The sequence below is a fragment of the Arthrobacter sp. NA-172 genome (assembly GCF_043952055.1).
Lineage (GTDB): Bacteria > Actinomycetota > Actinomycetes > Actinomycetales > Micrococcaceae > Arthrobacter.
On record NZ_JBINOT010000001.1, the window covers coordinates 442,597 to 454,377 of the forward strand.

At 63.1% G+C, this 11,781-nt stretch carries 9 protein-coding genes and 2 pseudogenes; 1 reads left to right on the plus strand and 10 read right to left on the minus strand.

The window, feature by feature from the left end:
- Position 1 precedes the first annotated feature (1 nt).
- The 8 genes and pseudogenes from prcA to ACF0H6_RS02300 form a co-directional block, all read right to left on the minus strand.
- Positions 2-709, minus strand: a complete 708-nt coding sequence (gene prcA / locus ACF0H6_RS02265; RefSeq protein WP_395248299.1) for a proteasome subunit alpha — start codon at positions 707-709, stop codon at positions 2-4.
- Position 710: 1 nt separating this feature from the next.
- On the minus strand, positions 711-1,520 hold the full coding sequence (prcB, locus tag ACF0H6_RS02270; protein WP_395248300.1) for a proteasome subunit beta: 810 nt from the start codon (positions 1,518-1,520) through the stop codon (positions 711-713).
- A gap of 78 nt (positions 1,521-1,598) precedes the next feature.
- Entirely contained in the window at positions 1,599-1,802 is a 204-nt protein-coding gene (locus ACF0H6_RS02275) for a ubiquitin-like protein Pup (protein ID WP_184735227.1), read from the minus strand.
- A gap of 123 nt (positions 1,803-1,925) precedes the next feature.
- Positions 1,926-3,543 (minus strand): annotated as a pseudogene (gene dop / locus ACF0H6_RS02280) (depupylase/deamidase Dop).
- A gap of 50 nt (positions 3,544-3,593) precedes the next feature.
- On the minus strand, positions 3,594-5,408 hold the full coding sequence (gene arc, locus ACF0H6_RS02285; RefSeq protein WP_395248301.1) for a proteasome ATPase: 1,815 nt from the start codon (positions 5,406-5,408) through the stop codon (positions 3,594-3,596).
- A gap of 83 nt (positions 5,409-5,491) precedes the next feature.
- Positions 5,492-6,562: a tRNA (adenine-N1)-methyltransferase gene (locus ACF0H6_RS02290; protein ID WP_395248302.1), complete on the minus strand. Its 1,071-nt coding sequence runs from the start codon at positions 6,560-6,562 to the stop codon at positions 5,492-5,494.
- A 136-nt stretch (positions 6,563-6,698) separates the two neighbouring features.
- A pseudogene (locus ACF0H6_RS02295) lies at positions 6,699-7,870 on the minus strand (site-2 protease family protein).
- Positions 7,871-8,602: an HAD family hydrolase gene (locus tag ACF0H6_RS02300; protein WP_395248303.1), complete on the minus strand. Its 732-nt coding sequence runs from the start codon at positions 8,600-8,602 to the stop codon at positions 7,871-7,873.
- 121 nt (positions 8,603-8,723) lie between these two features.
- Here ACF0H6_RS02300 and ACF0H6_RS02305 point away from each other — a divergent pair, with 121 nt between their 5' ends.
- Positions 8,724-9,632 carry a PAC2 family protein gene (locus tag ACF0H6_RS02305; RefSeq protein WP_395248304.1) on the plus strand — a complete coding sequence of 303 codons (909 nt, stop codon included), beginning with the start codon at positions 8,724-8,726 and terminating at the stop codon, positions 9,630-9,632.
- Here the strand turns inward: ACF0H6_RS02305 and mshC are convergent.
- Together mshC and ACF0H6_RS02315 are read right to left on the minus strand one after the other, a co-directional pair.
- Positions 9,629-10,912: a cysteine--1-D-myo-inosityl 2-amino-2-deoxy-alpha-D-glucopyranoside ligase gene (gene mshC, locus ACF0H6_RS02310; protein WP_395249852.1), complete on the minus strand. Its 1,284-nt coding sequence runs from the start codon at positions 10,910-10,912 to the stop codon at positions 9,629-9,631. The two genes, ACF0H6_RS02305 and mshC, sit on opposite strands and share 4 nt — an antisense overlap.
- A gap of 16 nt (positions 10,913-10,928) precedes the next feature.
- Positions 10,929-11,762 (minus strand): undecaprenyl-diphosphate phosphatase, encoded by an 834-nt coding sequence (locus ACF0H6_RS02315; RefSeq protein WP_395248305.1) that lies wholly within the window; start codon positions 11,760-11,762, stop codon positions 10,929-10,931.
- Positions 11,763-11,781 lie beyond the last annotated feature (19 nt).

Sequence of the window (11,781 nt, forward strand, 5' to 3'; positions counted from 1 at the left end):
TTCAGGCCTCCCCTGCCAGCAACTGCGTGATTTCTTCGGCCCTCAGACGCCGGAAGGCCCGCCGGGACCCGCGTCCACTCTCCGGGCTACGGTCCAGCACTGCTGCCTCCACGGCCGTTCCGGGCAGGGCCTCCACCTCCTTGTCGGTCGCTAGTGCCTTGACTGCCAAACGCAGTGAACCAGCCAGGTCAAGCTCTGCCTTCCAGCCACCGGCCACGGTCTCCGCAACCTGCTCGGCCAAGCCGCCCATGACCACGAATCCGTTCTCATCCGCAATCGAGCCGTCAAAGGTCAGCCGATACAAATGGTCCTCGGCCTGGGTCCGCCCGACCTCCGCGACGGCGAGCTCCACCTCAAACGGCTTCTGTTCCGCGGTGAAGACGGCGCCGAGGCTTTGCGCGTAGACGCTCGCGAGCCCGCGGGCAGTGACGTCTTCCCGATCGTACGAATAACCGCGGACGTCGGCGTAGCGGACGCCCGCCTGCCGAAGGCTCTCAAACTCGTTGTATTTGCCGACGGCAGCAAAAGCGATCTTGTCATAGATCTCACCGATTTTGTGCAGGGACGGCGAGGGGTTTTCCGCCACCAGGGCGATGCCGTCGGCGCAACTGATCACGACGACGGAACGGCCCCGGGCGATCCCCTTCCGCGCGAAATCCGCGCGGTCCTTCATCAGCTGCTCGGGCGAAACATAGAACTGCTGGGTCATGTCAGGCCTCCCGTCCGGCGACTGCGCGCGATTCAATAATGGATGCCGCGATCATCGCTAGCTCCCTCTCGGGCACGCGGCGTGCACCGGCGCGGTTGACTGTGTACACCACCGGCCAGAGTTGGCGGACCGGATCCGGGCCGCCCGTCGCGGAGTCGTCGTCGGCGGCGTCATAGAGGGCTTCGACGGCGACGGAGACAGCTTCCTCTTCGGAGAGGTTCGGACGCCACAGTTTCTTCAATGCGCCCCGCGCGAATACGGAACCAGAGCCGACCGAGTGGTGCTCCAATTCCTCGTATCGTCCGCCGGTGACGTCGTAGGAAAACAGCCGTCCCACGCCGGCTACCTGATCGAAGCCCGCGAAGAGCGGGATTACTGCGAGGCCCTGCATGGCCATGGGAAGGTTTCCCCTGATCATGGCCCCAAGCCGGTTCGCCTTGCCGTCCAAACTCAGCAGCGTGCCTTCGATCTTTTCGTAATGTTCTAGTTCAACCTGGAACAAACGGGTGATGTCGATCGCGAGGCCTGCAGTTCCGGCAATGCCCAGGACGGAGTACTCGTCGGCCGGGAAGACCTTTTCGATGTGCCTGCTGGCAATCACATTGCCCATTGTGGCGCGCCGATCCCCCGCCATCAGGACACCACCGGGATAGCTGAGGGAAACAATCGTGGTGGCGTGCGGGACCGGTGGAATCTGCCCCGCGGGCAATGCTTGATTGAAAGGAAGGAGTTCAGGCCAGGAGCGTTGCAGATGCTCTGTGAACGAGGACGTGGCTTGGGTGGCAAGGTGGCCGGCTGCTGGATCCTGCATGGCTGCGCTCCTTCGACTCTGACATCCGATGCCCGGCGGCCTCACGCCGGCCGGGCCCTGAGATTAGCTGGGGGCTGCTTACTGGCCGCCCTTTTGCACAAATGCCCGGACGAACTCTTCGGCGTTCGATTCGAGTACACCGTCGATTTCGTCGAGGAGATCGTCTACGCCCTGCGTGGCGACCGAAGCCTGAGCCTCCGGCGCGGCGGGCGGTGCCTCGGGTACGTCAGCCTCTGTCTCGACGTCGCGCGACTGCGGTTGCTGCTGCTCCTGAGCTGCCATTTTCCTTCTCCATTCTGTCCATCCCCGGCGACGGGGACTTCCTGTAATGCCATACTGCCACGGGGCGGGCCGCGCCGCTGCGGTTTTGCGGACCCGTTTAGCGGCCTTTCCCCAGCCGCGCCTTCAGGCGGGCGGGGCCGGGTCCAAACCGAGCAATTCACGGAGAAAAGCACCGGCTGTGGCGTGCTTCTGAAAGAGTTGGCCGGTCAGTGCCTTCGTTCCACGAAGGGGTTCCCGCGTGGGCACCCGCTGGAGTTTGCCGATGCCGGGAACGTCGAAAATGACTGAGTCCCAGCTGGCGCCGACCACATCCTTGCCGAAGCTGGACACGCACTTCCCGCGGAAATATGCCCGGGTGTCCGAAGGCGGCTCAACCACCGCCCGGCTGATGGCGGCGTCGTCCACGATCTTCTGCATACGGTCGCGGGCAAGCAAGCGGTAATACAGGCCCTTCTCCGGCCTGACGTCGGACCATTGCAAATCGACCAGTCCCAAGCGGGCGTCGTTCCACTCCAACCCGTCGCGGTTCCGGTAGCCCTCCAGGAGGGACATCTTCGCTAGCCATTCCACGGAAGACGCTGCAGCTCCAGGGTTGCTCCCCAAAAGCCCCAACGTTGACTCCCACCGGTCCAGGACCTCGCGGGTATGTCCGTCTCCGCTGAACGAATCGGAAACCCCGGACTCCTGGGCAAGCTTGGCAGCGGCCTCGTAGTACATCCACTGGATATCCAGCGCTGTGACGCGGCGCCCGTCAAGAAGCCTGACCGTGGCGGTTAGGGACGTGTCGTGGCTGATGGCCTGGAGGCCCGCAACGGGCTCATGCACCTCGATCTTCGGAGCTTTGCCGGCCTCGACAAGGCTCAATACCAAGGCCGTGGTGCCGAATTTGAGGTAGTTGGACACTTGGCTTAAATTCGCCGTCGCCAATGATCACGTGCAAACGCCGGTACTTGTCCGCCGTCGCGTGAGGTTCATCACGGGTGTTGATGATCGGACGCCTGATGGTGGTTTCCAGTCCTACCTCGGCCTCGAAGAAGTCCGCACGCTGGCTGATCTGGAATCCGGAAACAGAACCGTCCTGACCCTTGCCGAGCCTGCCAGCTCCGCAAATGACCTGGCGTGTCACGAAGAACGGCGTCAGACCCCGGACAATGTCCCCGAAAGGCACGGACCGCGGCATGAGGTAGTTCTCGTGCGATCCGTAGGACACCGACTTGTTGTCCGTGTTGTTCTTGTACAGGTTGATGGCCGGCAAATCGGGATCCGCCGCCACTTTCCGAACCGTGGCTAAGGCAACAAGGTCACCGGCGGCGTCCCACGCAACGATGTCCCGCGGATTCGTGACCTCAGGACTGGAGTATTCCGGATGGGCGTGGTCAACGTACAAGCGCGCCCCGTTACCGAGGACCATGTTCATCAGCAGCGACCCGGACTCGTCACTCCCATCGGCTTCGAGTTCCTGGCGCCCGTACGCCAGCGCGACTGCCTCGGCGTCGAGCACTGGAGGCCTGTCCGTGAGCTGGCTGGGATCTGCGGCACTACGCTCCACCGTCCAGCCACGCGCGTCGTGCAGGGGTTCTTCGTCCGTATAGTCCCAGCGCGTTTCAGCGCCCCCGGCCGCCCGCTGCCGCGTCAGGTTCGCATAGGCCTGGATGATGCGCGCTGACATCATCGTTGCGTTCGCCCCCGGCGCAGAAGGCGCGTGGATGCCGTATTCGGTTTCCGAACCCATGACCCGCATGGCCCCGCCCGCGGGAAGTTTGTCCGAGGGCAGGCCTTCCGGCCGGGCCGTCACAGGTACTGGCCGGTGTTGGGAGTCGTTTCGATCGACTTCCCGGGCTCCTGGCCTGCCTTGCCCTGAACGATGGTCCGAATGTACGTAATGCGTTCGCCCTTCTTGCCTGAGATGCGTGCCCAGTCGTCCGGATTGGTGGTGTTGGGCATATCCTCGTGCTCGCGGAATTCGTCGACGACGGCGCGCAACAGGTGATCGATCCGCAGGCCCTTCTGCTGGGTCAGAAGGAGATCCTTGATGGCATACTTCTTGGCCCGGTCCACGACGTTTTGGACAACCGCACCGGAATTGAAGTCCTTGAAGTAGAGCATTTCAGTGTCGCCATTGGCGTAAGTGACTTCAAGGTACTCATTGGACTTTTCCGTGGAGTACATGGCTTCAACCGTGCGCTGGATCATGGCGTCCACCGTGGCCTGGACGTCGCCGCCGTGCTCGGACAGGTCCGTTGCATGGAAGGGCAGGTCGGTAGTGATGTACTTGGCAAAAATGTCGGCTGCCGCTTCGGCGTCGGGTCGCTGGATCTTGACTTTCACGTCCAGCCGGCCCGGGCGAAGGATGGCCGGATCGATCATGTCTTCGCGGTTCGAGGCACCGATCACGATCACATTGTCCAACCGCTCGACGCCGTCGATCTCGCTCAGGAGCTGCGGCACGATGGTTGTTTCGACGTCGGAGGAGACACCGGTGCCGCGGGTCCGGAACAGAGAGTCCATCTCGTCGAAGAACACCACCACGGGACTGCCGTCCGACGCCTTTTCACGGGCGCGGGCAAAGATCAGGCGGATATGGCGTTCCGTTTCACCGACGTACTTGTCGAGGAGCTCAGGACCCTTGATGTTCAGGAAGTAGCTCTTCAGGTCCACGTTGCCGGCCCGTTCAGCAGCACGGGCCGCAAGCGAGTTCGCAACGGCCTTGGCGATCAGCGTCTTACCGCAACCCGGAGGGCCGTAAAGCAGGATGCCCTTGGGAGCCTTGAGTCCGTGCTCCCGGTAAAGGTCCGGGTGCAGGAACGGCAGCTCGACGGCGTCGCGGATCTGTTCGATCTGTGGGCCAAGTCCGCCGATGTCCTCGTAGGTAATATCCGGGACTTCCTCGAGAACGAGATTTTCGACTTCTGCCCGGGGAACCTTCTCCAGGGCATAGCCTGTGCGGGAATCCAGCGACAATGCATCGCCGACGCGAAGGTGAACCTTTTGCAGGGCGCCGGAGAGCCTGACAACCCGCTCTTCGTCTGCCCGGCCCACCACCAAGGCGCGGTCGGTGCCCAGCATTTCCTTGAGCGTGACGAGCTCGCCGGCCCGCTCGTATCCCAGCCCGGTCACCACAAGCAGCGCCTCGTTGAGAAGGACTTCCTGCCCTACGGCCAGCTGGTTGATATTCACCAGCGGGCTGACCCCCACGCGCATCTTGCGCCCGGCGTTGAAGATATCCACCGATTCTTCGGTGGCCGCCTGGCCCGTGCTGCCCGCGGTTGGTTGCCGCTTGGGGTTGATCTGCAGGACAGTCCCGAAGCTGTACGGCGGTTGCCCGTCCTGTTCGAGGGCGCCTTTGAGCCGCAGGATTTCGGCCTTGGCTGTTTCCAGCATGGTCACGAGCTTGGTGTTGTTCTGCGTAGCGGCGGCCAGCTGACGGTCGATATGGCGCAGCTTGTCGCGAAGGATGTTTATCTGGCGTTCCGCGACGGTGAGCTCACCAGACGCATCCACCGGCTGGATGACCCCACCACCGTGGCCCACTTTTCCTTCAGCCACAGCCTTGTTCGATGGCTCCTCAGGGCTTGTCCGCCCGAAGTCATTGTTCGACGTATCCACGAAGCACCAGCTCCTTCCCGCTTTCTATAAATAGACCTTAGCCCTCAAAAGCGTTGGGAAACCTGTGACATCCGGAATGCGGACTAGTTTTTGATGTTTGGCTCGTCCGAGGGCGAGGGCTCGTCCTTGACGTTGGTGCCCGCGATCGCGTCACGCGCCGCACGGCGCAGTTTCTTGTCAGAAACGGCCCGCTCCCCTACAGCCCCGGGTGTCCACGCGTTCAGGTCCTCTTCGCTGAACTCCGTCTTGGAAGGACGGCGCTTGACGGAGATTCCTGTTACACCGTCCGCGAGGCGGCGGGTCACCAGCAGGAAGCCGGTGTGGGCCACCATGCGGTGGTCCGGCCGGACGGCAAGTCCCTCGAGGTGCCAGCCGCGGACCATGGACTCCCACGCGTCCGGCTCAGTGAACCGGCCGTCGGCGCGAATGGCCTCGGCAGTACGGGAGAGCTGGGTGACGGTGGCAACGTAGTTGATCCACACGCCGCCCGGGGCCAGGACCGTCGCGACGGCGTCGAGGCATTCCCAGGGAGCGAGCATGTCCAGCACGACCCGGTCCACGGAGCCGGGCTCTTCACTGCGGACAACTTCCTCGCTGGAAATCCCCCAGGAGATCTTCCAGGCAGGGTGGGGACCGCCGAAAATGGTCTCCACGTTGCCCCGGGCAATGTCGGCAAATTCTTCGCGGCGCTCGAAAGAGTGCAGGTAGCCGCCGTCGCCCACTGCACGAAGCAGGGAGATCGAGAGGGCACCGGAGCCCACGCCGGCTTCCACTACGCGCGCACCCGGGAAGATGTCGGCCATGGTCACGATCTGGCCGGCATCCTTGGGGTAGACCACCGCGGCACCTCGGGGCATGGACAACACGAAGTCGGAGAGCAGCGGCCGGAGCGTCTGGTATTGCTGGCCGATGTTGTTGGCCACCACCGAGCCGTCAACCTTGCCGATGATTTCGTCGTGGTTCAGGAAGCCGCGGTGCGTGTGGAAGGCTCCGCCTTCCTCCAGCGTGATGGTATTCATCCGCCCGCGTTCATCCGTGAGCTGTACCCGCTCACCCACCCGGAACGGCCCGCGCCGCCGTGCAGCACCAGTCGGCTGGATGGCAGGGTTGGCGGCGCCGATGGCCGTGTAGTTGGCGGCGGTTTCGCTGCTCATGAGTGTGTCCTCGCTCCTGTACGGCTTGGCCGTCAATTGTTGCCGCTGTTACTGCTGTTACTGCTGTTACTGCCGGGGGGCGCGCTGTGCCGGCCTGCTTATTTCTCGACCGGCAGGTAACTCTACCGGGAAGGTACTACGGGCGCCCGCTCCGGCGGGCTTCTTTACCTGTAATGGCTGTCACTACGGCCTGCTGCCGCAGCAGGCCAATGACTGTGCCGGCTTCGTCCACAACGGCGTACTCGCCGCCGTTGAGCTGGGCCAAGTATTGGATCAATTCCTGGCCATTGGACGTCATTGGCACGTACGCGCCCTCGGCGAGAGGAGTTGAAACGGCTGTGACCAGTGTCGCGTATATCTCTGAGGCAGGCACGCCTGCAACAGCGGCAGGATCGACAAGACCTTGCGGCCGCCCGTCGGGTCCGCAGATCACGACGGCGGGAAAACCGCGGGGCGCCACGCTGAGGACATCGGCAACCGTGGCTGAATTCGGAATCCCGACGGCGGGTTCCGCCAGGGCGGCTGCGCTCACCAGGTGAAGCCGACCGCGGAGCGTGGCGTTCTTGATGGCACCCGAGGCACCCATCCAGAGGAAGCTGCACACCAGGAAGGTGATGAGCACGGTGGACAGATCCGGGGTGCCCCCGCTTAGCAAAGGCAGAGCGATGATCCAAACACCCAAGACGATCGCGATGACCCGCCCGGCCCAGCCTGCCGCCACCGTTCCCTTTTCCTGGCTGCCCGTCACTTTCCATACCGCGGACTCCACCAAACGACCACCGTCAAGGGGCAATCCGGGGAGCACGTTGAAAATGCCGATCAGCAGGTTGGCGGCCATGAAGATGTTCGTCAGCGTGTCTGCTACCCCGGTGAAGGTATCGGCTGCGCGCAGCAGCCAGGTGGCCCCCGCAAGGACGAAGTTCGCTGCGGGCCCCGCCAGGGCAACCACCACGGACCGGCCGGGGGAAGCGGTAAAGCTCTCAAACTGCGTGTGCCCACCCCAGAGGTTCAGGACGATCCTCTCCGTGGGCCATTTGAAGGCCTTGGCGCTCAAGGCATGGGCAAGTTCATGGACCAGCACCGAGAGCGCAAGGAGAACGGCATAGGCGAAGGCAACAAGGTAGGCACCTAGCCCCAAGTAGGGATACCGGGCGAGCACCAAAGGGCCGAATGCGATGACCGTGAACGCCGCGATGATGAACCAGGAATAAGCCAGGTGGAGATGGGGATGCCTGCAATGCGGCCGAGGGGGATCCCATCCTTACGGCCGCCGCGGGCGCTGTGTCCGCCGTTCCGGGAAGTGCTCACCTAGTTTGCCTGTCCGAGGAACGCCCCAGCCGGCACGTTGGCCGATGCCCGCGATGCCACGAGCGCTTCGAGGTCGGCCATTCCGTGCCCCAGGAGGGTGTCCCACGTAGCGCGGCGCGCGTCGTCAGGCAGCGGCATCTGGTGCGGAATTCCCACAGTGACCACGCCGGAAGCTACCGCGGAGGCAACCCCAGGGACGGAATCCTCGAGGGCGACGCAATGGTCGACCGTCAGCTCGGGGTCCGTTTCCCCGAGGCGCTCGACGGCAGTGAGGTAAGCCTCCGGGTGGGGCTTGCCTTGGCTGACGGTGTCCCCGGTGATAAGGAACTCAAAGTACGGTTTGGGAAGGCTGGCCACGACTTCCCGGGCCATGGGACCTTCGGACATGGTCACAAGGGCGCAACGGACGCCGGCCTGGTACAACTCGTCAAGCAGTTCCCGGGCGCCCGGGCGCCACGGCACTTCGAGGCGCAGGCGCTCGGTGACCTGGCCGCTCAAGGTATCGACAATTTCGCGCTTTTCCAGGTTGACGCCTGCCGCCTGGAGGATGCCGGCGGAGTGCATCAGCGATTGTCCTACCAGCTGCATGGCTTGTTCATGGCTCCAAACGCCACCGTGGGACTCTACGAGGGCGCGCTCTGCGGCGATCCAGTACGGCTCGGTGTCCACGAGGGTGCCATCCATGTCCCATAGCACGGCTTTGAGGAGGGGCTGGGTGGCTGAGGCATGCATGCAATCAAGTCTACGTGGAACGAACGGAGGCAATTGCCGCGCTACCCCCGCGGCGAAGTGTGGCCACGCTGGTCCTCTCAACGCCATGCATGGGTGGCTGTCTTGGACGTAGGGTGAGTGAATGAACAGTTTGGACGGAGCCCCTGACGGACAGGTCACAACACCCGAGCCTGAGCGCCTTCTCCAGCCTGTAGCCGAGGGCCAGCGCATCACTGTGATGCTTGCGGCTTTCGAAGGCTGGAACGACGCCGGCGAGGCGGCCAGTGATTCCCTGCACTACTTGAACAAGTTGTGGCAAGGGAAGAAAGTAGCGTCCGTTGATGCGGACGACTACTACGACTTTCAGTTCACCAGACCTACCGTGCGGCGCAACGCGGCCGGGACCCGGAAGGTGAAATGGCCTTCCACACGCCTTTACAAGGCCAGCGTCCCTGGAAGCAATGTGGATGTGGTGTTCGTGCTTGGCACAGAGCCTTCCTACCGCTGGCGCGCCTACACGGCTGAGCTTCTGGTGCACGCCGAAACTCTCAAGGTCGACTACGTTGTGCTGATCGGCGCACTCTTGGCTGATGTACCGCACAGCCGCCCGATCCCGGTCAGTACTACCACGGACGACGGCGGATTGCGGCAGCGCTTGAATTTGGAGGCCTCGCAGTACGAGGGCCCCGTCGGCATTGTCGGCGTTTTGGGTGAATTCGCCCTGCTCGCGGGGCTGCCCACGGTATCCCTTTGGGCAGCCGTTCCGCATTACGTCGCCCAAGCGCCGTCCCCCAAGGCGCAACTGGCCATCTTGAATAAGATCGAGGACCTGCTACAAGTACCGCTCGATACCCACGCCCTCAGCGAGGAATCCGAGGCCTGGGAGCGTGGCGTGGACGAGTTGGCTACCGAGGACCCTGAAATCGCCGCGTACGTGCGTCAGCTTGAAGAAGCCAAGGACACGGCTGACCTGCCGGAAGCGAGCGGCGAATCCATCGCCCGCGAATTCGAGCGCTACCTCAAGCGCCGCGGCAGGCCCGAAAGGGACTAGAGCTCGACGCCGAGCAATCCGTTGACGGCGTCGCTCACCAGGGCGGCGTCCAGAGCACTTGGCGTGTCACCGGAGTGGTCGCTGAGTGCTGCCGCTGCCCAGGAGTCAACGGCCGCGATAGCGCCGGGAGCATTAAGATCATTCGCCAGTTCCGCGCGCATCCGGGTCAGAAGTTGTGCCGCGGTGCCCTCCGGTGCAACGTCCCTGGCCGCACGCCATGTGCTGAGCCGTTCCTTTGCTTGAGCGAATCCCTCGTCGGTCCAGGACCAATCGGCCCGGTAGTGATGGGCGAGGATTGCCAAGCGGATTGCGGCGGGTTCTTCGCCCGAGGCGCGGAGTTTGGACACGAGCACCAAGTTGCCCTTGGACTTGCTCATTTTTTCCCCGTCCAGGCCCACCATTCCAGCGTGGGCATAGTGATGTGCTAAGGGAACGCCGCTGAGCGAATAAGCGTGTCCCGCGCCCATTTCGTGGTGCGGGAAGACGAGGTCCGAGCCGCCGCCTTGGACCGTGAAGGGCGCCGGCAAGTACTTCTGGGCGATGACCGTACACTCAATGTGCCAACCAGGACGTCCGTCGCCGAGGCTTGCGCCGGGCCAACTCGGCTCACCGTCGCGGGCAACGCGCCACAGCAAAGGATCGAGGGCGTTGCGTTTGCCGGCACGGCCTGGATCGCCACCACGCTCCGCGAAAAGTTCCAACATTTCAACTTCACCGAGCCCCGAAATGTCCCCCAGCGTCCACGCATCCGGGCTGTCGGAGCGTTTGCCGGCGGTCTCGACGTCGTAATAAACGTCGCCGTCGGGCTGGCCGTCGGTGCCGTGCACGCGGTACGCGAGGTCATCCGCGATCAACTTTTCAATCGCAGGCACGATCATCGGGATGGCCTCGACGGCGCCGATGTAGTGGTTGGGAGCCAGCACGTTGAGGGCGTCCATGTCGCTGTGGAAAAGCTCAATCTGGCTTGCTGCCAACTCACGCCAGTCGACGCCGGTAGCCGTGGCGCGCTCCAGGAGGGGATCGTCGACGTCAGTGACGTTCTGGACGTAGGCAACCCGCTGGCCGCCGTCCCGCCACGCCCGGTTAAGCAGATCGAAAGCGACGTAGCTGGCCGCGTGGCCCATGTGGGTGGCGTCGTAAGGAGTGATCCCGCAGACGTACATGGATTGCTCGGCGCGTGGCTCGAGGTCCACGAGGGCTTTGAGGGCGGTGTCGAACAGCCTGAGTTGGGGCATGCTGCCGGGCAGTTCAGGCACAGGGCGGGAGATCCACGATTTCACAGCCTCAACCATAGTGCTAGGCACTGATGACATTGAAACCGAGCAGGATATAGAGGGCGAGTCCCAGCAGGATGCGGTACCAGACGAAGACACGGTAGCTATGGGTGGAAATGAACTTGAGGAACCAACCGATGATGACGAATCCCACAACAAAGGCAATGACCGTGGCCAAGGCTGTCTCCGGCAGGCCGAACGGACCCGTGATTCCTTCCTTGGAGACCACTTTGTACAGCTGGTAAAGGCCGCTGCCAAAGACCGCAGGGATTGCCAGCAGGAAGGAATACCGCGCGGCGGCTTCACGGGTGTAACCCATCAACAGGCCTGCGGTGATGGTTCCTCCGGAGCGGGATACGCCAGGGATGAGCGCCATGGCTTGGGCCAGCCCGTACAGGATGCCGTGCTTGTAGCTCAACTCGCTCAGTTCACGTTCCTGCCGACCCACCGCGTCGGCAACCGCAAGGATCATGCCGAACACAATAAGCATGGTGGCCACGATCCACAGACTGCGGAGGACGGATTCGATCTGGTTCTGGAAGAGCAGGCCGAGCACGATGATGGGCAGGCTGCCAAGGATGACCAACCAACCCATCCGGGCATCCGGATCGTTCCTGGAGACCTTGCCCCGCAGGGATCCGAACCAAGCCCGCACAATCCTGACGATGTCCCGCCAGAAGAAAACGATCACCGCGGTCTCGGTACCCAACTGCGTAATGGCCGTGAAAGCAGCACCGGGCTCCGCCGCATTGGGCAGAAACGAGCCGACAATTCGCAGGTGTGCACTTGAAGAAATCGGAAGGAATTCGGTAAGACCCTGCACCAGGCCGAGGAATGCTGCTTCTATCCAGTTCACGTCAATAGACCCTACGTCA

What these genes read in the sequence shown, in the direction of transcription:
- ACF0H6_RS02305 (WP_395248304.1), top strand. Translation starts at nt 8,724, where the DNA reads ATGAACAGTTTGGACGGAGCCCCTGACGGACAGGTCACAACACCCGAG.
- ACF0H6_RS02290 (WP_395248302.1), bottom strand. Translation starts at nt 6,562, where the DNA reads ATGAGCAGCGAAACCGCCGCCAACTACACGGCCATCGGCGCCGCCAAC.
- prcA (WP_395248299.1), bottom strand. Translation starts at nt 709, where the DNA reads ATGACCCAGCAGTTCTATGTTTCGCCCGAGCAGCTGATGAAGGACCGC.
- ACF0H6_RS02300 (WP_395248303.1), bottom strand. Translation starts at nt 8,602, where the DNA reads ATGCATGCCTCAGCCACCCAGCCCCTCCTCAAAGCCGTGCTATGGGAC.
- ACF0H6_RS02275 (WP_184735227.1), bottom strand. Translation starts at nt 1,802, where the DNA reads ATGGCAGCTCAGGAGCAGCAGCAACCGCAGTCGCGCGACGTCGAGACA.
- prcB (WP_395248300.1), bottom strand. Translation starts at nt 1,520, where the DNA reads ATGCAGGATCCAGCAGCCGGCCACCTTGCCACCCAAGCCACGTCCTCG.